Origin of the sequence: Acidovorax sp. sic0104, from assembly GCF_019219095.1 — a bacterium.
Classification (GTDB): Bacteria; Pseudomonadota; Gammaproteobacteria; order Burkholderiales; family Burkholderiaceae_C; genus Acidovorax.
This window is the reverse complement of sequence record NZ_JAHUWH010000001.1, coordinates 327,502-348,698: the sequence shown is the minus strand read 5'-3', so window position 1 is coordinate 348,698 and position 21,197 is coordinate 327,502. Positions and strand designations below refer to the sequence as shown.

General features: G+C 66.3%; 21 protein-coding genes. 10 read left to right on the top strand and 11 right to left on the bottom strand.

Annotation, left to right across the window (positions count from 1 at the left end; translation table 11 throughout):
• Positions 1 to 35: 35 nt before the first annotated feature.
• The 3 genes from KW835_RS01585 to KW835_RS01575 form a co-directional block, all read right to left on the bottom strand.
• A complete protein-coding gene (locus KW835_RS01585; RefSeq protein ID WP_218380524.1) occupies positions 36 to 563 on the bottom strand; it encodes a nucleoside deaminase in 528 nt (175 codons plus the stop codon).
• Between the two features lie 86 nt (positions 564 to 649).
• A complete protein-coding gene (locus KW835_RS01580; RefSeq protein ID WP_218380523.1) occupies positions 650 to 1,168 on the bottom strand; it encodes a nucleoside deaminase in 519 nt (172 codons plus the stop codon).
• The gene (locus KW835_RS01575) at positions 1,165 to 2,190 is read right to left on the bottom strand and encodes an ABC transporter substrate-binding protein (protein WP_218381031.1); all 1,026 of its coding nucleotides are present in this window, start codon (positions 2,188 to 2,190) and stop codon (positions 1,165 to 1,167) included. The genes KW835_RS01580 and KW835_RS01575 overlap by 4 nt, the downstream gene beginning before the upstream one ends.
• 647 nt (positions 2,191 to 2,837) lie before the next feature.
• On the opposite strand from KW835_RS01575, the gene KW835_RS01570 reads away from it, so the two are divergent.
• Positions 2,838 to 3,872: an isopenicillin N synthase family dioxygenase gene (locus KW835_RS01570; RefSeq protein ID WP_370633564.1), complete on the top strand. Its 1,035-nt coding sequence runs from the start codon at positions 2,838 to 2,840 to the stop codon at positions 3,870 to 3,872.
• A 21-nt stretch (positions 3,873 to 3,893) separates the two neighbouring features.
• Here the strand turns inward: KW835_RS01570 and KW835_RS01565 are convergent, their stop codons facing one another.
• Positions 3,894 to 4,361 carry a ribosomal protein L7/L12 gene (locus KW835_RS01565; protein WP_218380522.1) on the bottom strand — a complete coding sequence of 156 codons (468 nt, stop codon included), beginning with the start codon at positions 4,359 to 4,361 and terminating at the stop codon, positions 3,894 to 3,896.
• 108 nt (positions 4,362 to 4,469) lie between these two features.
• Positions 4,470 to 5,165 carry a FadR/GntR family transcriptional regulator gene (locus KW835_RS01560; RefSeq protein ID WP_218380521.1) on the bottom strand — a complete coding sequence of 232 codons (696 nt, stop codon included), beginning with the start codon at positions 5,163 to 5,165 and terminating at the stop codon, positions 4,470 to 4,472.
• Between the two features lie 266 nt (positions 5,166 to 5,431).
• Between KW835_RS01560 and KW835_RS01555 the strand changes: the two genes are divergently transcribed.
• The 8 genes from KW835_RS01555 to KW835_RS01520 all read left to right on the top strand — a co-directional run bounded on the left by KW835_RS01555 (position 5,432) and on the right by KW835_RS01520 (position 13,435).
• A complete protein-coding gene (locus KW835_RS01555; protein ID WP_218380520.1) occupies positions 5,432 to 6,115 on the top strand; it encodes an amino acid ABC transporter permease in 684 nt (227 codons plus the stop codon).
• Between the two features lie 13 nt (positions 6,116 to 6,128).
• Positions 6,129 to 6,779: an amino acid ABC transporter permease gene (locus tag KW835_RS01550; RefSeq protein ID WP_218380519.1), complete on the top strand. Its 651-nt coding sequence runs from the start codon at positions 6,129 to 6,131 to the stop codon at positions 6,777 to 6,779.
• On the top strand, positions 6,763 to 7,491 hold the full coding sequence (locus KW835_RS01545) for an amino acid ABC transporter ATP-binding protein (RefSeq protein WP_218380518.1): 729 nt from the start codon (positions 6,763 to 6,765) through the stop codon (positions 7,489 to 7,491). The genes KW835_RS01550 and KW835_RS01545 overlap by 17 nt, the downstream gene beginning before the upstream one ends.
• Before the next feature lie 158 nt (positions 7,492 to 7,649).
• Positions 7,650 to 8,420, top strand: a complete 771-nt coding sequence (locus KW835_RS01540) for a transporter substrate-binding domain-containing protein (protein ID WP_218380517.1) — start codon at positions 7,650 to 7,652, stop codon at positions 8,418 to 8,420.
• Between the two features lie 172 nt (positions 8,421 to 8,592).
• The gene (locus KW835_RS01535) at positions 8,593 to 9,603 is read left to right on the top strand and encodes a zinc-binding alcohol dehydrogenase family protein (RefSeq protein ID WP_218381029.1); all 1,011 of its coding nucleotides are present in this window, start codon (positions 8,593 to 8,595) and stop codon (positions 9,601 to 9,603) included.
• A 150-nt stretch (positions 9,604 to 9,753) separates the two neighbouring features.
• A complete protein-coding gene (locus KW835_RS01530; protein WP_218380516.1) occupies positions 9,754 to 10,896 on the top strand; it encodes a mannitol dehydrogenase family protein in 1,143 nt (380 codons plus the stop codon).
• Positions 10,897 to 10,938: 42 nt separating this feature from the next.
• Positions 10,939 to 12,480, top strand: coding sequence for a UxaA family hydrolase (locus KW835_RS01525; RefSeq protein WP_218380515.1), 1,542 nt, complete (start codon positions 10,939 to 10,941; stop codon positions 12,478 to 12,480).
• A 4-nt stretch (positions 12,481 to 12,484) separates the two neighbouring features.
• Entirely contained in the window at positions 12,485 to 13,435 is a 951-nt protein-coding gene (locus KW835_RS01520; RefSeq protein WP_218380514.1) for a sugar kinase, read from the top strand.
• A gap of 129 nt (positions 13,436 to 13,564) precedes the next feature.
• On the opposite strand, the gene phnY is transcribed toward KW835_RS01520, so the two are convergent.
• From phnY to phnD, 6 genes are read right to left on the bottom strand one after another with little or no spacing between them, the layout of a single operon-like run.
• Positions 13,565 to 15,010, bottom strand: a complete 1,446-nt coding sequence (gene phnY / locus KW835_RS01515) for a phosphonoacetaldehyde dehydrogenase (protein WP_218380513.1) — start codon at positions 15,008 to 15,010, stop codon at positions 13,565 to 13,567.
• The gene (gene psrA, locus KW835_RS01510; protein ID WP_218380512.1) at positions 15,007 to 16,116 is read right to left on the bottom strand and encodes an iron-containing alcohol dehydrogenase PsrA; all 1,110 of its coding nucleotides are present in this window, start codon (positions 16,114 to 16,116) and stop codon (positions 15,007 to 15,009) included. The genes phnY and psrA overlap by 4 nt, the downstream gene beginning before the upstream one ends.
• Before the next feature lie 10 nt (positions 16,117 to 16,126).
• Positions 16,127 to 17,368, bottom strand: a complete 1,242-nt coding sequence (gene phnA / locus KW835_RS01505) for a phosphonoacetate hydrolase (protein ID WP_218380511.1) — start codon at positions 17,366 to 17,368, stop codon at positions 16,127 to 16,129.
• Positions 17,368 to 18,183, bottom strand: a complete 816-nt coding sequence (gene phnE / locus KW835_RS01500) for a phosphonate ABC transporter, permease protein PhnE (protein WP_218380510.1) — start codon at positions 18,181 to 18,183, stop codon at positions 17,368 to 17,370. The genes phnA and phnE overlap by 1 nt, the downstream gene beginning before the upstream one ends.
• Positions 18,180 to 19,004 (bottom strand): phosphonate ABC transporter ATP-binding protein, encoded by an 825-nt coding sequence (gene phnC / locus KW835_RS01495; protein ID WP_218380509.1) that lies wholly within the window; start codon positions 19,002 to 19,004, stop codon positions 18,180 to 18,182. The genes phnE and phnC overlap by 4 nt, the downstream gene beginning before the upstream one ends.
• Entirely contained in the window at positions 19,001 to 19,876 is an 876-nt protein-coding gene (phnD, locus tag KW835_RS01490) for a phosphonate ABC transporter substrate-binding protein (RefSeq protein ID WP_218380508.1), read from the bottom strand. The genes phnC and phnD overlap by 4 nt, the downstream gene beginning before the upstream one ends.
• Positions 19,877 to 20,041: 165 nt before the next feature.
• Here phnD and KW835_RS01485 point away from each other — a divergent pair, with 165 nt between their 5' ends.
• The gene (locus KW835_RS01485) at positions 20,042 to 20,905 is read left to right on the top strand and encodes a LysR substrate-binding domain-containing protein (RefSeq protein ID WP_218380507.1); all 864 of its coding nucleotides are present in this window, start codon (positions 20,042 to 20,044) and stop codon (positions 20,903 to 20,905) included.
• Positions 20,906 to 21,197: the final 292 nt, after the last annotated feature.

The following is a 21,197-nucleotide window of genomic DNA, read 5'->3' as shown; positions in this document are numbered from 1 at the left end:
CGGCTTTGGAGGGCATGGGTGGCGATTCTCGCCGCTCACAACTTCCAGAAGCCCACATGCGGGGCGCTGGCTTCGTCGATGAGTGCCGGGCCGATGCATTCGATGGGGTGGGGTGAGGCTGCGAACACATCGCGGCACGAGATCTCGGCATCGCGCTGCTCAGGCCGCTCGCCGCGAAATCCGCGCAGGCGCAGCGCGTCGATGCCGAACACCACGCGGCCGATGCCCGACCAGAAGATCGCGCCTGCGCACATCACGCAGGGCTCGGCCGATGAGTACAGGGTGGCACGGGCCAGCATCTCGCGGGCAAAGCGCGGGCTGAGCTGGCGAACTGCATTGGTTTCGGCGTGGCCCGTGCAGTCGCCTGTCTCGCTGGCGTTGCAGTAGGCCTCTGCCAGCAAGTCCCCATCTTCACTGATCACCACCGCGCCAAAAGGCCGGTTGCCACGCGCCCGCGCCGTGCATGACCAGGCGATGGCCTTGCGCAGGTAAATGCCGTCGGTGGCATCGATGTCGGTGGGGTCGTCAAGGCGGCAGGGCGCGGCGGACATCAGTGCATGCATGGCGTGTCTCCGTCGAGGGGCAGTTGCTGTTGCCCTCGCCATGCATTTGGCATGCCACTAACAATGTGTGACATGTGTGCATGCCATCAGGCTTTCCACGCGCCCTGGTGGGAGGCGGACGATTCAGTGATCAGCGCGGGGCCCACGCACTCGATGGGGTGGGGCGAGCTTCGGAAGACGTCACGGCAGGAGAGTTCGGCATCGCGCTGCTCCAGCCGCTCGCCGCGGAACTCGCGCAGACGCACCGCGTCGATGCCATAGACAACGCGCCCGATGTTGGCCCAATAGATGGCGCCAGCGCACATCACGCAGGGTTCGGCCGACGAGTACAGCGTGGCGCCGGCCAAGGCCTCGCGGCTGTGCACCGGGCTTGCCACGCGCACCGCCGAGGTCTCGGCGTGCGCGGTGCAGTCACCGTTTTCGCCGGTGGAGTTCCAGGCCTCGGCCAGCACGCTGCCATCGGCACCCACGATCAAGGCGCCGAAGGGCCGGTTTCCACGTGCGCGCGCCTTGTCGGCCAATTCGATGGCCTGGCGCAGGTACTTGCCGTCGCGCTCGTCCAGTGCCACCACCTGCGGCAGCAGGTCTGTGGGCGCCGCGCTCATGCCACCACCTTGCGATCGGCCAGGGCGGGCATGAATGCGGGGTTGAACACGCGCTCCGGCGCGGGTTTGCGAGCCAGGCTGAACACGGTGTTCACCTCCTCGATCTGGTGCGCCAGCACGGCGCCCTGGACGCCGCCCAGGCCCACGGTCTGGGACTCGGTTGTCTGCAGGTACTGGCGCGTGATGGCCCAGCGCTCGCGCTCCACGTCCATGTTCAGGATGGCTTCGCGCGCCTTGATAGCGGCGAACGCGGCCTCGGGGTTGGCCAGCGTCTCGCGCAGCGCGCGGTTGCTGGCGCGCAGGAACGCCTTGGCCACCTCGGGTTTTTCCTGCAGCAGCTTGCCGGCCAGGATGGCGTTGCCATACAGGTTCAGGCCTGCCTTGTTGTATTCGAGCACCGACAGATCCTTGGCTGGCAGGCGCGCGAACAGCGACACTGCCGAGTCATGGAAGTAGGTGGCGGCATCCACATCGCCGCGCACCACCACGTTGTCGCGGGCGCTGAAGTCTGTGGTCACCCAGTCGAACAGCTCGGGCTGTGTCTTGAGCGCGCGGGCCACCATGGGCCAGCTGCGGCGCGTGGACTCCACGGCGGCGGCCGCCACCTTCTTGCCCTTGAGCGACTGGAAGTCGGTGGTGATGCCCCGGTCCTTGCGGCCGATGATGACGAAGGGCGCGCGGTTGTAGTACTGGTAGATGGCCTGCACCGGCGTGTCGGGATTCTGTGCGTGGAACTCGGCCAGCGAGCTGATGTCGCCCAGTCCGATGTCGTAGGCCCCGCTGGCCACACGCGTGATCGAGGCGACGGAGCCTGCGCCCACGTCAATGGTCACGTCCAGGCCTTCCTGCTTGTAGTAGCCCTTGGCCTGCGCCAGGAAGAAGGGCGAAGTCTGGCTGGTAACGCGAAAGTCCAGCGTGAACTTGAGCGGAGTCATCGAGCCCTGCGCATGCACGGCAGGGGCGCCCAGCGTGGCGGCGATGGAAGAGGCGAGGGTGGTCGAGAGAAAGCGGCGACGTTGCATCATGGCGTTGGCCCAGGTTCGGTGGAAAGTCCCGCACCCACAGGCGTTTTCCGCCGCAGGACCGGGTCGAACTGAGCAATTTCCGGGCGCCACCATCGAAGGGGGACAGCGCTGAACGCTTCTACTCGGTGGATGCTGATGCAGGATGCGTGCCTGGTGTCGTGGAAACGCGGCATCGAGCGGCGCAGCTACAACTGTCCGTACAGGCCTTGTTCTGGCGCAAGCCTGTGGCGCGTGATGTATGCATGCAAGCATCTGGAGCTCGCGCCATGCGATGGTGCGATGGCTCGGCGGGGCTGCGCTGCCTTGGTGCGGTTCGCCCAGGTTTGGTGAGGGGGCCGCGTTGCGGCCAGCGGTGTCGCGCGGAAGGCCCGGTGCCGCCGTTGGCCCGCTGTTTGCTTGCTTCAACGCCGAGAGTAGAAGCGTTCAGACCAGCAGATCCGCATTGCGCGGTCCGGCTGGCGGGTCATTGCTCTTGAAGCCGGCGGCGGCTTGTGTGCGGTGCAGGTGCTTGTTGAAGGCCGTGCATCCGGCAGGCCGTTGCCATTGTTCCCTTCAAGAGCCACATGGCGCCGCGCTGCTTCTTTTTTGATGGTCCAGCGGCCGGCCGTGTGCCTTGTTTTCCAACCAACGAGGAAACGCGCACCATGCAGACAACCGCCGCAAACCCCACCACCCCCGTCTACGAGCCCACCACCGCACCCGACGTGCTGGGCGAGCTTGAGAAAGAATCGCGCATGGGAGGCGCTCTGGACGGCGAGACCTCCACGCGCGAAGTGCGCTGCATCGACATCTCCGACTTCGACGACCGCAAGGAAGAGATCGCCGAGCAGTTGTGGAGCGCCTCGGTCGACATCGGTTTCTTTCAAGTGACCAACCATGGCATCCCCGTCGAGGACATCCGCGCCGCCTTCGCACGCGCCGAGGCCTTCTTCGACCAGCACAAGGACACCAAGGCCCAGTGGCCGCTGTCGCGCAACTCCGGGTGGGAGCACAAGGCGCAGATCCGCCCCTCCACGCGCACGCCGGACCAGAAAGAGTCCTACCAGGTCACCCGACCCCGCATGGAGGGCCTGTGGCCCACCGAGGCCGAGCTGCCCGGCTTTGAGGCCGCCACGCTGGCCTTCGAGCGCCAGTGCTGGGAGGTTGGCATGCGCCTGCTCTCGTGCTTTGCCTACAAGCTGGGCTTCGACGCGGACTTCTTCACCCGCGCCCACAACCCCGATGTGCCCACCTACCAGAGCACGCTGCGCATGCTGCACTACTTCGCGGTGGACCCGGCCCTCAAGGACGAACTGGGACTGTGGCGCGCCGGCGCGCACACCGACTTCGATTGCCTCACCCTCCTGTTCCAGCGCCCCGGGCAGGGCGGCCTGCAGGTGCTGCCGGGCAAAGAGGCCGAAGGTCGCCAGTGGACCAGCGTGGTGCCAGCCGAAGGCGTGATCACCTGCAACATCGGCGACATGCTCATGCGCTGGAGCGACGATCAGTTGCCCAGCAACTTCCACCGCGTGCGCAACCCTCAGCCGCACGAATACCAAGGCGCGCGCTACAGCCTGGCCTTCTTCTGCCAGGCCAATGAAGACGCCGTCATCGAAGGCCCGGCCAAGAAGTACCCGCCCATCACGGGCGCGGAATACCTGCGCCAGCGAATCAGCGCCAATTTCTCCAACAAGTATTGAAGGAGAGTGCGCGTGCGGGACTCAGGCCCCGCCTCGCATCCAAAAATATGCCAGCACAGTGATGGCCGCCACCACGGCCACCAGGATCCAGTTGCCCGCCCCGCCCCCAGGCTGCTGGCCCGGCGAGAGCCCGGGCGCCACTGCGCCCATGCCCATGGATGCCGGCTCGGCCATCGACTGCTCGATCGCGTCGGCGCGGTCCTTGGCCTCCTTGAGGCCCAGGCCCTCGTGGTCGCGCAGCAGGCGGACGGCCTCGATCTTGTTGCCCTCGGCCAGGGCCTGGCGCACCGCGTCGGGCACGTGAGTGGGGGCCGCGGACCGCGCAGCAAAGGCCGCCTCCTCGCCACGCTGGTGCGCATCGATCAGGTCCTTGGCCTCTTTCAGGCCCAGGCCCGTGGCTGCGCGCAGGCGCTTGATGGCTTCAATGGGATGGCCGTCATCAAGGGCGGTCAGCACGTCGGGCGGGAGGGGGGAGCCGGCATGGCGCATGGCAGGTCCGATGGGGTGAGGACCTGGCCTTTGTACCACGCACCACCAGCATGCCCCTGCAGGCTGCGGTAAAGCCGCGCCGTGCCGCCAGAACAACTTTTCAGTCTCTCAGGGCATCACCCACCGGTCCGCCGCCGCGCGGATGTGCGAGCGCATGGCAGCCTCGGCCGCCAGCGGGTCGCGCGCCTGCAGGCAGCGCAGGATCTGCTCGTGCTCGTCCACGGCCTCATCCCAGGTGGGCTGGCCCTCCAGGCGGTTGCGCATGTGGCTGGCCAGCGGGCTGCCGCGCTCGTCGAACAGCGTGCCCACCAGGCTGGTGAGCACCGAGTTGCCCGCCATCTCGGCAATGCGCACGTGGAACTGGCGGTCGTGCGCCATCACGTCGCGGCCGGCCGCGATGTCGGCGCGCATGGCGTCGATGCTCTCCTGCACGCGCGCCAGGCCCTGGTGCGTGGCGTTCACGCACGCCATCACGATGACCGCTCCCTCCAGCGCTGCGCGCGCCTGCATCAGCTCGGCCGGGCTTTCGCCCATGGAGGGCGGCAGCGGCGAGCGGCGCAACGCGCGGCTGCACACGTACACGCCCGAACCCATGCGGATCTCCACGCTGCCCTCGATCTCCAGCGCGATCAGCGCTTCGCGCAGCGAGGGGCGCGACACCCCCAACTGCTGCGCCAGGTCGCGCTCGGGCGGCAGGCGGCTGCCCTCCTTGTAGTTGCCCTGCTGGATCAGGGTGCGCACCTTGTCCGCAATCAGCTGGTACAGGCGGCGGGAGGAGTCCACGGATTTGGCAACGTCGTTCATCGAATGCGGATAAGGCAGTAATGCTGGAATTGGTCAGATCGGTTGGTCAGACCAAAGTTGAGAATTCTGCTGGGTCTTGGATTTTTTGGAGTGGCTGAAATTGCCATTTCCCTCTGTGATTCGATTGTCAGCGGCCGCGCAAATCCATCAGCTAGGGGTTAACCCGGTAAGGCCAATTTGAAACGTGTTGTTCAATTGGCCTTACCAGAGATTGACTGGACTGACCAGGCGAAGACAACGCCCCAGTCCGCAGCCGGATTCCCACCTTGAATTACTCCTTCGATTTCTCCGCGCCGCTGGCCTACTGGCCAGACCTGCTGGCAGGTGCGTGGACCACTTTGACGCTGTCCCTGGCGTCCACCTTCTTCGGCTTCCTGCTCGGCGTGTTCTGCGCGTTGGCCAACACCGGGCGCAGCAAGTGGCTGGCCCGCGTGGCAGGTGCCTACATCGAGATCATCCGCAACACGCCCCTGCTGGTGCAGGTGTTCATCGTGTACTTCGGCCTGTCATCCATGGGTTTCCAGGTGGGGGCCTTCACCGCCGCCACCGTGGCCCTGGTCGTCAACGTGGGCGCCTACACCAGCGAGATCGTGCGCGCCGGCATCGAGTCCATCCCCAAGAGCCAGCTCGAGGCGGCCGACTGCCTGGGCCTCACCCGCTGGCAGATGCTGCGCCACGTGGTCTTGCCGCCGGCCATCGAGCGCGTATTCCCCGCCCTCACCAGCCAGTACGTGCTGCTCATGCTGGCCTCGTCCATCTGCTCGCAGATCTCGGCCGAAGAGCTGACCGCCGTGGCCAACCGCGTGCAGTCGGACACCTTCCGCTCGGTGGAGACCTACCTCATCGTCGCCGTCGCCTACCTGGCCATGTCGCTCGTCATGCGCGCCGTGTTCTGGCTGGTGGGCCTGATCGCCTTCCCGCGCCGCCGCCGCCTGGGCACCCCTCTGTAAAGGACCGCGTGCCATGGGCTTTCTGACTGCTGCGCACCTGCAATTCCTGCTCGACGGCCTGTTGTGGACCGTGGGGCTGTCCCTCATCGCCTTCGCGGGCGGCGGCCTGCTGGGCTTCCTGGTCGCGCTGGGCTCGTCCTACGGTCCGCGCTGGTCGCGCTTGGTGGTGGGGTTGTACATCAAGCTGATCCAGGGCACGCCGCTGCTGGTGTTGCTGCCGCTGGCCTACTTCGGCCTGCCGGCCATGGGGCTGAACATCGCGCCGCTCACCGCGGCGGGCCTCGCGCTGTCGATCTACGTGTCGGCCTACCTGGGCGAGATCTGGCGCGGCTGCATCGAATCGGTGCCGCGCACCCAGGCCGAGGCCGCCGAGTGCCTGGCCCTGCGCTGGCACCAGCGCGTGTGGCACGTGATCCTGCCCCAGGCCGTGAAGATCGCCACCCCGCCCACAGTGGGCTTCATGGTGCAGATCGTCAAGAACACCTCGCTGGCCTCGGCCATCGGTTTCGTGGAGCTGGCGCGCGCGGGCCAGATCATCAACAACTCCACCTTCGAGCCCTTCGTCATCTTCGTGATCGTGGCGGCCCTGTATTTCGCCCTGTGTTACCCGCTGTCGGTGCTGAGCCGTCGCCTCGAGAGGAGCTTCCATGTCGCCCATCGTTGAAATCCAGAACATCTCCAAGTGCTTCGGCAGCAACCGGGTGCTCGAAGACGTTTCCTTCACCGTCAAGAAGGGCTCGGTCGTGGCCATCATCGGCCAGAGCGGCTCGGGCAAGAGCACCGCGCTGCGCTGCATAGACCGCCTGGAGACCGTGGACGCCGGCCACATCCGCGTCTGCGGCCATGAAGTGACCGGCGCCAGCCTGGACCTGCACCAGCTGCGCCGCGACGTGGGCATCGTGTTCCAGAGCTACAACCTGTTCCCCCACCTCACGGTGCTGCAGAACATCATGCTGGCCCCGCGCCTGGTGCAAAAGGTCAACAAGGCCACGGCGCGCGAGCGCGCGCTGGCCGTGCTGGCCCAGGTGGGCCTGTCCGAAAAAGCCGAGATGTACCCCTCGCAGCTCTCGGGCGGGCAGCAGCAGCGCGTGGCCATCGCCCGCTCGCTGGCCATGCAGCCGCAGCTCATGCTGTTCGACGAAGTCACCTCCGCGCTCGACCCGCAATTGACCGGCGAAGTGCTGCGCGTGATGGAAAAGCTCGCCGAAGGCGGCATGACCATGATCCTCGTCACGCACGAAATGGCCTTCGCCCGCAAGGTGGCCGACGAGGTCATCTTCATGCACAAGGGCCGCGTGTGGGAGCAGGGCCCGCCTTCCATCCTCGACACGCCCGCCACGACCGAACTGCGCGACTTCGTCGGCAACGGCCTCTAGGAGCGACCGACAAACCTCTTCTGGCGTCGTTGCCGCGTCTTGTCGTACTGCTCGTACTGCCTGCGACGCAGCGCCTAGCCAGAACCGCTTCGCTGAGCTTTGTCAGCCGCTCCCAACACTCTTTCCCCTTCTCTCAACACCACAACGGAGACAAATCCATGAACAAGCGTTCCCTTCTGATCCGCAGCGCCATCGCATCCGCCGCGCTGCTGGCCTTTGGTGCAGGCTCGGCCCATGCCGATCTGCTCAAGGACATCCGAGATGCCAAGAAGATCCGCATCGCGCTGGACACGGGATCGCCACCCTACGGCTTCGTGGACGCCAACATGAAGGCCGTCGGCTCCGACGTGGAAACCGCCCACCTGCTGGCGCAGGACCTGGGCGTGGCCATCGAAGTGGTACAGACCACCAGCCCCAACCGCATCCCCTTCCTGCAGACCGGCAAGGCCGACATCGTGGTCGCCTCGCTGTCCGTGACGCCCGAGCGTGAGAAGGTCGTCGACTTCTCCGTGCCCTACGCCCAGATCCTGGCCGTGGTCGCCGGCCCCAAGGCCGTACAGATCAATGGTTTTGATGACCTCAAGGGCAAGCGCGTGGCCACCACCCGCGGCTCCAACAACGACAAGGTCGTGACCACCGGCGCCAAGGATGCACAGATCGTGCGCTACGACGACGACGCCACCCTGGTCACCGCCGCCGTCAGCGGCCAGGCCGACATCATCGCCACCTCGCCCGCCATCGTGAGCACCGTGCTCGCCAAGGCCCCGCAGAAGGACATGGTCACCAAGTTCACCATGTCCACCGTGCCGCTGGGCATCGGCCTGCGCAAGAACGAGCCCGAACTCAAGGCCTGGCTCAACGACTGGATCACCAAGAACACGGCCAACGGCAAGTTGCCCGCCATCTACAAGAAGTACCACGGCAACTGAGAGCGGCTGACAAAACTCTTCTGGCGTCGTTGCTGCGTCTTGTCGTACTGACCGTACTGCCTGGGACGCAGCGCCTAGCCAGAACCGCTTCGCTGAGTTTTGTCATCCGCTCCAAGCCGCGTTCCGCTTCGTCCACGCCCCTCCATCCGCTATGACCTCTGCTGCCCCCTCCATGCTCACCGTGATCTGTGAAACCCCCGGCACCCTGCGCGCCGAGCAACGCGAGCGCCCCGTGCGCGGCGAAGGCGAAGTGCTGCTGCGCGTCAAGCGCGTGGGGGTGTGCGGCACCGACCTGCACATCTTCACGGGCAACCAGCCGTTCCTGCAGTACCCGCGCGTGATGGGGCATGAGCTCTCGGGCGTGATCGAAGAGCCCGTGCCCGGCGGTCGCCTGGCCAAGGGCGACGTGGCCTACGTCATGCCCTACCTGTCGTGCGGCTCCTGCGTTGCCTGCCGCCAGGGCAAGACCAACTGCTGCGTCAACATCCAGGTGCTGGGCGTGCACCGCGACGGCGCCTTTACTGAATACCTCTCGCTGCCCGAAGCCTTCGTGCACAAGGCCGAGGGCGTCACGCTTGACCAGGCCGCCATGGTGGAGTTCCTGGCCATCGGCGCGCACGCCGTGCGCCGTGGCAACGTGCAGCCCGGCCAGCGCGTGCTGGTGGTGGGCGCCGGCCCCATCGGCATGGCCGCCATGATCTTCGCCCGCCTGCGCGGCGCAGAGGTCACCGCCATCGACGGCCGCCAGGACCGCGTGGATTTCTGCCGCCGCGAACTGGGCGTGACCCACGCCGTGACTTTGGGCGACGGCGACGTGGACCAGCTCTCCCAGGTCACCCATGGTGAGTTCTTCGACCAGGTGTTCGACGCCACCGGCAATGCCAAGGCCATTGAGCGCGGCTTCGGCTTCGTGGCGCACGGCGGCACCTACGTGCTGATCTCGGTGGTGCGAGACACCATCACCTTCTCCGACCCCGAATTCCACAAGCGGGAGACCACGTTGCTGGGCAGCCGCAACGCCACCACCGAAGACTTCGAGGCCGTGATTGCCGCCATGCGCGACGGCAAGGTGCCTACCGCGGCGCTCAACACGCACCGCATGGCGCTGGCCGACGTGCCCACGGACTTCGAACAACTGCTGGACCCCGCCCGCGGCGTCGTCAAGGCCATCGTCGAGGTCTGAAATGGAAGCCCCTCTGAGTCGCTTCGCGCCTTCCCCCCAGGGGGGCCCCCGAGCGCTGCGGGGCGGCCCTTGCGCGGGGGCGCTGGCATGGGCCGCGCCGGCTTTCAAGGTTGAAGGCCCGGCGTAGTCCGATAGATAACTGATACGTATATGAGTCAACCCATCCTCCAGTTCGGCACCAGCCGCTTTCTGCAGGCCCATGTGGACCTGTTCGTCTCCGAGGCGATGGCCGGGGTGGCGGGCACGGGTGACGCGCTGGGCGGCATCACCGTGGTGCAGACCACCGACCGTGCCGACGGCGCAGCCCGCATCGCGGCGCTGGCTGCCGGTGGCGGCTACCCCGTGCGCATCCGCGGCATCTCGGGCGGCGAGCGCGTCGACCGCACCGTGCAGTGCCTGGCCGTCAAGGAAGCCTGGCAGGCCTCCACCCACTGGGCCGAGCTGAAAGACGCCGTGGCCGGCAAGGTGCGCGTCATCGTCTCCAACACCGCCGACAAGGGCTACCTGCTCGACGAGCGCGACGGCCCCAGTGCACTGGTGCCAGGCGCTGGCGTGCCCCACAGCTTTCCCGCCAAGCTGCTGGTGCTGCTGCACGGCCGCTGGCAGGCCGCCCCTGCGACCGAACTGACCCTGCTGCCCTGCGAGCTGATCGAGCGCAATGGCGAAGTGCTGCGCGACGTGGTGCTGGGCGTGGCGCGCCAGTGGCAGCTGCCCGTGGAGTTCACGAACTGGCTGCAGGCGCACTGCGTGTGGGCCAACTCTTTGGTGGACCGCATCGTTTCCGAAGCCATCGAGCCCGTGGGCGCCGTGGCCGAGCCCTATGCCGTGTGGGTGGTGGAGCGCCAGGCGCGCCTGCAGCTGCCCTGCACGCACCCCAGCATCGTGCTCACCGACGACCTGGCCTTCTACGAACGCCTCAAGCTCTTCTTGCTCAACGCCGCCCACACCTTCCTGGCCGAGCGCTGGCAGCGTGACGGCCACCCCGCCACCCTCACGGTGCGCGAAGCCATGGCCGATGCCACGCTGCGCGCCGAGGTCGAGGCCCTGTGGGCCGAAGAAATCCTGCCCGTGTTCAGCACCCTGGGCTTGGCCGCGCGTGCGCAGGCCGACGCCTACCTGGGGGACGTGCGCGAGCGCTTCGAGAACCCCTTCCTCGACCACCGCATCGCCGACATCGCCCAGAACCACGCGCAAAAGAAGGAGCGCCGACTGGGCCCCATTGTCGCGCTGGCTGCCAAGAACGCCCCCCACCTGGCCCAGCCGCGCCTGAAGGCCGCACTGGCCCAACCCTGACTCTCTGCCACCGCGCGGCCCCATGGCCGTGCGGCCCCGACGATGAACACCGCAACCACACCCACTCCCCCCCTGGCCTTGCAACTGAGTCCGGCCGACAACGTGGCCGTGGCTCGCCAGGCGCTGGCCGCCGGCACCACCCTGCAGGTGGGCGGCCACAGCGTCACCCTGGCCGAAGCCATTGCCTCAGGCCACAAATTCGCGCTGGTGCCCATCGCGTCCGGCGCGCAGGTGCTCAAGTACGGCCAGGGCATAGGCACCGCCACCGCAGCCATCGCCCCCGGCCATCATGTGCACGTCCACAACGTGGGCATGGCCGAGTCCGTGCACGAGCACGCGGCCGGCGCCGGCTACCGCGCCACGCCACAGGCGGCCGATGCGCGCACCTTCGAAGGCTATGTGCGCAGCGACGGCCGCGTGGCCACGCGCAACTACCTGGGCGTCATCGCCAGCGTCAACTGTTCGGCCACCGTGTGCCGCCACATTGCCGACGCCTTCAAGGGCGAGGCACTGGCCGCCTATCCGCATGTGGACGGCGTGGTCGCCATCACCCACGGCAGCGGCTGCGGCATGGGCGGCAACGGCGAAGGGCTGGAACTGCTGCAGCGCACCCTGCGCGGCTATGCCAATCACCCCAACTTCGCAGGCGTGCTGGTCATCGGCCTGGGCTGCGAGGTCAACCAGATCGCCCCGCTGGTCGAGACGCTGACGGCGCGCTCGCCCGGCATGTTCGCCACCCTCACCATCCAGGACGAAGGCGGTACGCGCGAGACCATTGCCGCCGGCAAGGACATCCTGGCCGGCATGCTGCAGCAGGCCAATCAGGCCCGGCGCCAGAGCGTGCCGCTGTCGCACCTGGCCGTGGGTTTGCAATGCGGCGGGTCCGACGGCTATTCCGGCATCAGCGCCAACCCTGCGCTGGGCGCTGCGGTGGACTTGCTGGTGCAGCACGGAGGCACCGCCATCCTGTCCGAAACGCCCGAGATCTATGGCGCCGAGCACTTGCTCACCCACCGCGCCGCATCGCCCGCCGTGGCCGACAAGCTGCTCAAGCGCCTGGCCTGGTGGGAAGGCTATGCCGCCCTGCACGGTGGCGACCTGAACAACAACCCCTCGCCCGGCAACAAGGCCGGCGGCATCACCACCATCCTCGAAAAATCGCTGGGTGCCGTGGCCAAGGCCGGCTCCACCGGGCTCATGGACGTGCTCGAATACGCCGAGCCTGTGCGCAGCCACGGCCTGGTCTTCATGGACACCCCGGGTTACGACCCTGTGTCCGCCACCGGCCAGGTAGCAGGCGGCGCCAACCTCATCTGCTTTACCACCGGCCGTGGCTCCACCTACGGCTGCAAGCCCACGCCCTCGCTCAAGCTGGCCACCAACACGCCCATGTTCACGCGCATGTCGCTCGACATGGATTTTGACTGCGGTGGCATCGTGGACGGCCGCGAAAGCATTGCAGAGGCCGGCCAGGCCCTGTTCGAGCTGATGATCGCCACCGCCTCGGGCCAGCGCAGCAAGAGCGAAGACAATGGCCTGGGCGACAACGAATTCCTGCCCTGGCAACTGGGCGCGGTGATGTGACGACATGACTATCCAAAAGCAAAATCTGCCACCCCTGGACGTCCTCACGGTGGGTGAGCCCATGGCCCTGTTCATGGCCCTGCAGCCCGGCGACCTGCACGCCGTGCCCGACTACCGCCGCGTCGCCGCCGGGGCCGAGCTCAACGTCGCCACCGGCCTCGCCCGCCTGGGCTTGCGCACCGGCTACATCACCCGGCTGGGCAACGACTCGTTCGGCAACTTCCTGCGCGGCGTGCTCGCGCACGAAGGCATCGACGCACGCTATGTGGTGGCCGACGCGGCCCACCCCACGGGCTTCATGCTCAAGACCCGCACTGACGACGGCAGTGACCCCCAGATCGAATATTTCCGCAAAGGCTCGGCCGCCAGCCACCTGGGCGTGGCCGATGCGCCCGTGGGGGCCTTCCCCGCCCGCCACCTGCACCTCACCGGCATCACGCCCGCGCTGTCGCCCACGACGCGCGAGCTGGCATTTCACCTGGCCAAGCAGGCCCGCGCGGCCGGCGCAACGGTCTCGTTCGACCCCAACCTGCGCCCCCGCCTCTGGGCCTCGCCCGAGGCCATGGCCGAATGCATCAACGCCCTGGCTGCGCTGAGCGACACGGTGCTGCCCGGCCTGGCCGAAGGTCGCCAGCTGACCGGCCACCACACGGCCGAAGACATTGCTGCCTTCTACCTGGAGCGCGGCGCCAAGCAGGTTGTCGTGAAGCTCGGGCCTGAGGGGGCGTACTACGCGCAACGCGACGGCGCATCGGGTATCGCGCCTGGGCTGCGTGTGGAGCGCGTGGTGGATACCGTGGGCGCTGGTGATGGGTTTGCGGTGGGTGTGATCAGCGGCTTGCTCGAAGGCTTCGCACTGGCCCATGCTGCTGCCCGCGGCAATGCGATCGGGGCGCGTGTGGTGCAGTTTCCAGGGGATGCGGACGGATTGCCTACACGCTCGGAGTTGGGGTGACGTCAGAGCTGGCCACGGCGATTGGCTGCTGAAGGTTGAACGGAGTCATTTGCGACCACCGGCGTGAGCGGCCGCCCTGGCGGCCACGCACTGCCCAAGTGAAAACGCGTTCAGGTGCTTTCCAAACCGCTACCAAGGCAGCGTGAACGTCTTGCAGTTGGTGAACGATTTGATCGCCTCCTGCACCCCTTCCTTGTAGCCCAGACCGGAGTCCTTGATGCCACCGAACGGGGTCAGCTCGATGCGGTAGCCCGGCACCTCCCAGAGGTTCACGGTACCAACCTGCAGCTCCTTGGCAAAGCGGGTCACGTCGTCCAGGCGGTTGGTGCAGATGCCCGACGACAGGCCGAAGGCCGTGCCGTTGGAGATGCGGATCGCCTCGTCGATGTTGCGAAAGGTCAGGATGGGCGACACGGGGCCGAAGGTCTCCTCGCGCACCACGGTCATCTCCGGCCGCACCCGGTCCAGCACCGTGGGTGAATACAGCGCGCCCTCGCGCACATTGCCCGCCAGCAGGCGTGCGCCCTGGGCGATGGCCTCGGTCACCACCTGCTCGAAGTGGCGGGCCGCGGCCTCATCGATCACCGTGCCCATCTCGTTGGCCTTGTCCATCGGGTCGCCGTAGCGCCAAGCCTTCGTCTTGGCCACCACGCGCTCGGTGAACTCGGCCGCCACCTTCTCATGCACCAGCATGCGCTTGACCGCCGTGCAGCGCTGGCCCGAGTTCTTGTACGAGCCCTGCACCGCCAGATCGCTGGCCTTGTCCAGGTCGGCATCGTCCATCACGATCAACGGGTCGTTGCCACCCAGCTCCAGCACCATGCGCCGGTAGCCGGCCTTCGACGCAATGTACTTGCCGATGGCCACCCCGCCGGTGAAGGTGACGAGATTCACATGGCGGTGGGTCAGCAGCTCGTCGGCGATCTCTCGCGGATCGCCGGTCACCACCTGCAGCATCTCCACGGGCAGACCGGCCTCGTACAGCAGATCGGCAAAATAGTATGCCGACAGGGGCACCTTCTCCGAGGGTTTGAGCACCATGCGGTTGTTGGTGGCCACGGCTGGCACCACCTTGTGCGCCACCTGGTTCATGGGGTGGTTGAAGGGCGTGATGGCCGTGATGACACCCAGCAGCGGTTCGCGCGTGGTGATCACCTTGCGTTTCTTGCCGTGCGGCGTGAGGTCGCACGAGAACACCTGCCCATCGTCGCGCAGGGCCTCGTTGGCGCCGAAGTTGAGCACGTCGGCCACACGCCCGATCTCGTAGGTGCTGTCCTTCTTGCACAGGCCCGACTCGGCGGTGATGATGTTCGACGCCTCGTCGGTGCGCTCGCGCAGCAGCGCCGCCGCACGGTTCAGGATGGCCGAGCGCTCGTAGCGCGACAGCGTGGGCACGTACGCATGGGCGATGTCCATCGCCCGGCGCACGTCCTCCACGCTGGCCATGCCCACCGTGCCCACGCGCTCGCCGCTATAGGGGTTGACGACGTCGATGTTGCGCTCCGTGCGCACCCTGGCGCCGCCGATGCGCAGGGCCTCTGCGCGGAAGTCCACGCTTTCCATGATGAAGCTCATGCTGCCTCCTTGAGTGCTGCCGTGTTGGCTCCGATGAAGTTCTTGCCGCGTGCGCCGGTCAGCGCATGGGCCACCATCTGCTGCGCCTGGTCGTCGCTCACGCCGTAGTCGGCAAAGCGCGTCCTCACGCCCAGTTCCTCGATGAAGCGGGCCAGCCGGGCCGGCGCACCTGCCAGGTTTCCCAGGGCCCGCTCCAGCACGGCATCGCGCTCCGGGCTCTGGCCAATGGCCCGCTCCAGCACCATGGGCAGCGGAAAGCTGCAGGCAATGCCGTGCGGCAGGCCGTAGCGCAGCGTCATCTCGTACGAGATCGAGTGCGCCAGCGCCGTGCGCGTGTTCGAAAACGCCATGCCGGCCTTCAGGGCCGCCAGGGCCATGCGACCGCGCAGCGCCGCGTCGTCCAGGTGCTCCATCAGCTGCGGCAGGGCTTCCAGGATCTCGTGCACCGCCGCCACCGCGAAGGTGTCGGACACGGGGTTGGCATTCACGTTCCAGATCGACTCCAGCGCGTGCGACAGAGCGTCCAGCCCGCTTTGCAGCGTGACCGAAGCAGGCAGTGACAGCATGAGCTCGGGGTCGATCAATGCGATGCTGGGCCAGGTCTCGGGCAGGTGCAGCGAGTACTTCTTCTGCGCGCCGCGGTCCCATACCGTGGCCCAGGGCGTCACCTCGCTGCCGGTGCCGGCCGTCGTCGGCACGGCGATGAGCATCTTGGTCCGCGCCGGCGTGAATGCCTTGCCGGACGACAGCAGCGCCACCAGTTCGGAAAAGCGCCCGCTGGGCGTGGCCACCATCAGCGCCTTGGCGGTATCGATCGCACTGCCACCGCCCACCGCAATGATCACCTCGGCACTGGCGGCACCGCCGGACCAGAAGGCGTCGTAGACCGCCGCAAGCTCCGCGACGTCCGGGTTGGGGCGCACATCGTCGATCACGCCGGCCAGTTGCTCGCCCAGCAGGGCCTCGATGCGCGCCACAAGGCCCAGCTGGCGGGCCTCGGGAAAGGTGACCAGCAGCGCCCGCCGGCCGCCCAGCAGCTTTGGCAGAGACAACAGTTCCCCTGCCCCGTAGACGCTGCGTACGGGGTTCAAGTATTCATGTGGCATGGAGAGACCTCTAGACGGAGGGAAGAGCGTGGTTCAACGCGAGGTCGAACACGTCGAAATTGCGCAACCGCCGGCTGGGGGCGACACCCTTCAGAGGCCGGTTGAACAGCAGTGGCACCTTTTGCTCCGAGATGCCGCCGTGCGAGCGCAGGGGTACGGTCAGCCCGCTCAGGTCGTGCCGCGCCGCACTGGTGCCCAGCACCGTGAGGTGGTCCGACACCACCACCAGGTCGCCAATCCGGTCGCCCGCCAGTTCGAAGCGCTGCACCGCTTCCTCGCGCGTGAGCACCACCTCCACGCCCGGCAGCGTCAGGAGCGCGCTGCGAACGCGCTCCACCGTGGCGCCGGCATTCACGTAGATGGTCGCGAACGATCCCAAGGCGCCGTGGTGCACCACGTAGGGATCGGTGATGGGCAGGATCACCCGCGTGCTGCCCGCGCCGAGCTGCCCATCCAGCTCCTGCTGCAGGTAGACCACGCGCGGGTTGCCAGCGGCATCGGTCTTGGGGCTCATGCCATGGTCGGCGGTGAGGCCGATGACCGCGCCCAGCGCATCGAGTTGGGCGAGGTAGCCGTCCATCATCGCGTAGAAGGCATTGGCCTCCGGCGTCCCCGGGGCGCACTTGTGCTGCACGTAGTCGGTGGTCGACAGGTACATCAGGTCAGGCCGGCGTGTTTCCATCAAGCGCACACCGGCCGCAAACACGAACTCGCTGAGGTCAGCGCTGTACACCGAAGGCACGGGCTTGCCCACCAGCTCCAGCACATTCTCGATGCCGCATTCGGCCAGCGTGGCCTTGTCAGCCTTCTCGGCTGAAAAGCAAATGCCCTTGAGCCCGTGTCCGAGCAGGGTGCGCAACTTGTCCTTGGCCGTCACGGCCGCCACCAGACCACCGGCATCGGCAAATGCGGCCAGGAGCGTTGGGGCACGCAGGTACTGCGGGTCGTTCATCATGACCTCGCGGTCGGCGGCCACGTCGTAGAAGTAGTTGCCACAGATGCCGTGCACCGAAGGCGACACGCCGGTCACGATGGACACATTGTTCGGGTTGGTGAAGCTGGGGACCACGCAGTCCCCGATCAGAGAACTACCCTGCGCCAGCATGCGCTTGAGGTAGGGCGCCGCGCCAGCCTGTATGGCCTGCGTCACGTAGTCGGGCTCGCAGCCATCCACGCAGACCACCACCACCGGGGCTTGGGGTCGGGCATACTGCCGGCCGTTGGCTTGCACGGTGTCAACAACGGTTTTCATCAACGGGCTCCTTTTTGAATCCAGGCACGCAGCCGGGTCGAGATGGTGTCGGCCACCATCACCATGGCGATGATCACGACGATGCAGGTGGCGGTGTCCTGGTACTGGAACAGCTTCATGCTGCCCACCAGTTCGAATCCGATGCCGCCCGCGCCCACCATGCCCAGCACGGTGGCCTGGCGCAGGTTGGTCTCGAAGCGGTAGAGGATCACGGCGATCCATGCGGTCACCACCTGGGGCAGCACGGCAAAGATGATGGTCTGTATAGGCCCGGCCCCCGTGGAGCGCAGCGCCTCGATCGGGCCTTGGTCGATCTCCTCGATCGACTCGGAGAAGAACTTGCCCAGCATGCCCGCTCCATGCACCGCCAGGGCCAGCACGCCCGGAAACGGCCCCAGCCCCACGGCGGCAACGAACACCAGTGCCAGGATGATCTCGTTGACTCCGCGCGTCACGTTGAACAGCTGGCGTGTGAACTGGTAGACCAGCATGTTGGGCGTAAGGTTGCGCGCGGCGAAGAAGCACACGGGTATCGCCAGGAGCACGGCGAGCAGCGTGCCCCACACGGCGATCTGGATGGTCTCGATCGCCGGAACGATCAGCTTGTCCAGAAACGCCCAATTGGGAGGCAGCATGCGCCCCAGGAAATCGCCGATCCACGGCAGTCCCTTGGCCAGTTCGCCAAAGCTGACCTGCGCGCCGCGCGCGGCCCACCACAGCACTCCGACGAACAGCGCTCCGATTCCGATGCGCGGCCACCAACCCAGCCCGCCACTGGGCCGGGCCACCAGAAAAGTGTAGGAACCGATGTTCATGCGCTTGCCTCCTCAAGTTTCAACTGGCTCAACGCGGGCGCGGCTGCGGCCGCCACCGCGGGGGCGCTGCGGCTGCGGGCGTCGCCCTCGTCCAGGCCGGGGTAGATGCGCTTGAGTACCTCGTCCGTCAGGCCTTCGGGCCCGCCGTCGTACACGATGCGCCCGCCCGACACGCCCACGATGCGTTCGCCGAACTCGCGCGCATAGTCGATCTGGTGCAGGTTGCAGACCACGGTGATGCCCAGTTCGCGGCTGGCCTGCTTGAGGTAGTTGAGCACCGTGCGCGAGGTCTTGGGGTCCAGGCTGGCGACCGGCTCGTCGGCCAGGATCACTTTGGGCTGCTGGGCCAGCGCGCGCGCAATGCCCACGCGCTGCTTTTGCCCGCCCGAGAGCGTGTCGGTGCGCAGCCCGGCCTTGTCCTGCAGCTCCACTCGGCGCAGGCATTCGAGCGCAATCGCCACGTCCTTGCGCGGAAAGATCTGCAGCCATGACAGCACCGAAGGCACCGCCCCCATGCGTCCTGTCAGCACGTTCTTCTGCACCGACAGGCGAGGCACCACGTTGTAGTGCTGGAAGATCATCGCCACCTGGCGGCGCAGGCCGCGCAGGCTCGCGCCGCCGGACTGAGCCAGTTGCCCGTCGATGTGGATCTCGCCACTCGTGGGCTCGGCCAGGCGATTGATACAGCGCAGCAGCGTCGACTTGCCGGCGCCCGAAGGCCCCAGGACCACGAGGAATTCCCCCGGCGCCACGTCGAGGTCGATGCCTGTCAGTGCATCGAAGTCGCCGTAGCGCTTGTTCAGGCCACGGATCCTGATCATTTCATGGCCCTCAGGTCGAGGTTCAGGATCTTGGCCGTCTCGCGGATGATGTCGTAGGCCTTGTCGTTCGTGGGATGGAATCCGTTGAGCATCCCCTGGTCCGACCAGGGGATGTCCTTCACGTCCAGGAACGCGGCCTGCACGCGCTTCTTGAGGTTCGCATCCAGGTCCTTGCGCCAGACGGTGGGCGACTCGGGGATCGGGTCCGACTTCCATACCACCACCAGGTCCTCGCGCTTGGCCAAGCCCTTGGAGATGGCGGCGTCCAGAATGCGGTCGGCAATTGCCACGGCTTCGATCTTCTTGTTCTGCACCGCCACGGCATTCGAGTCGTGAGAGCCGGAGAAGATCACGCGGCCGAAATCCTTGTCGGTGTTGAAGCCTTCCTTCATCAGGCCGGCCTTGGGGAACAGGTGGCCCGAGGTGGACGTCGGGTCCACGAAGGCGAAGGTCTTGCCCTTGAGGTCGGCCACGGTCTTGATGCCGCTGTCCTTGTGGGCCACGATGAGGGAGTGGTAGAAAGCCCGACCGGCCTTCTTGGTCTCGGCCACGGCAAATGCTTCGATGGGTGCCACGGTGGTGCCCATCACGTACGAGAAGGGGCCGAGGTAGGCAACATCCAGCCGCTTGGAGCGCAGGGCCTCGATCACGCCGTTGTAGTCCGCCGCCACGAAGGGCTTGACCGGCATGCCCAGCGACTTGGACAGCATGTCCATCATGGCCTGGCTGTTGGCGATCATGGCCCGCGAATCCTCGGAAGGGATCAGGCCGACCGTGAGGGCATTGGCAGCCCTGGCAGGGTTGAGGCCAGCAAGCGGCGGGGTTAGCAGCACGGATGCGCTGGCCAACAGAGAACGGCGCGTGAGTTTCATCGATGTCTCCTGTCTGGTGGGTTTGAACCTCTTTTTGCACTGCCAACCAAGCGCAGTGCATGGGGCAACTGTCGGTGGTGCGGGACTATCTTGCAAATTCAAGTTTTTTTACCGATCCATTCATTCAATCTATAGTTGGCCCGGGATAACACGGAGGTAGCTGTCATGAGGTTGACGCAATTGAGGTCTTTTCATGCGGTGGCGACCGAAGGGAGCTTTACCCGCGCAGCGCAGGCCTTGCACGTGAGTCAGCCCACCGTGACCACGCAGGTTCAGCAACTCGAGGAGCTCTACAAAGTCGAACTTTTTCACCGAACGGGGCGCCGCATTCGCCCGACGGAGATCGGAGAGCGATTGCTCCAGCTTTCGCGCCAGATGTTCGACCTTGAGCAAGAAGCCGTGCAGGTTCTTCGAGACGCTGGCGAGCTGCGTTCGGGGCATTTGCGTGTGGCGGCCGTGGGCCCTTCACACGTGACGAAGATGCTGGCGGCGTTTAACCAGAGATACCCGGAGATCCAGATTTCGGTAGGAACCGGCAACTCGGAAGACGTGTTGAGCAGGCTGCTGGACTACCGGGCCGACGTCGGTGTTCTGGCGCAGGTGCTCAAAGACAAGCGTTTCGTTTCGGTTCCATACAGCGAACACCCCATCGTGATCTTCTGCAATGCAGACCATCGGTTCGCCCGCCGCCGCAGCATCCGTACCGCAGAGCTGCAAGGCGAAAAGTTGATATTGCGTGAGCAAGGGTCTACAACCCGCAAGGCCATAGAACTGGCGCTCAAGGCTGCGAATGTGCAGCCGACAGTCGTCATGGAGGTCGCCAGTCGGGAGATCATCCGGGAAGCCGTGCTCCAAGGGCTGGGCGTTGCGGCGGTCTCTGAGGTGGAGTACGTGCCCGGTTCAGGCTTGCACACAGTGCGAATCAGCGATGCGCAAATCAAGACCTATGCACATGTCGTGTGCTTGGCAGAGCGCAGGGACACGCGTCTCATCAGGGCCTTCTTCAACATCATCGGACGTGAATCCTAGTCGCACAGTGCGGCACGAATGCCGGTCTTGGACGCAAGGCATTCCTTGCGGGCGGTCAAGCAGGGTTCGCCGCGCATGTCACTGAGATGAGAAAAGCGTACCACCGCATTCTTCCGACACCCTGCTTGAATAGAATCGGCCCGGGTTTTCCAGGAACCTTCGAGGCGGCAGGTTTGCATGGAAATCCCCATCAACGGATCCGATTGCAGGGACTTGCCCTTCCAGCCAACGCGTGAGGGGACAAGAGATCGTGGCACGTGGATGCCGTACCGTGCAAATGCACGGATTACCC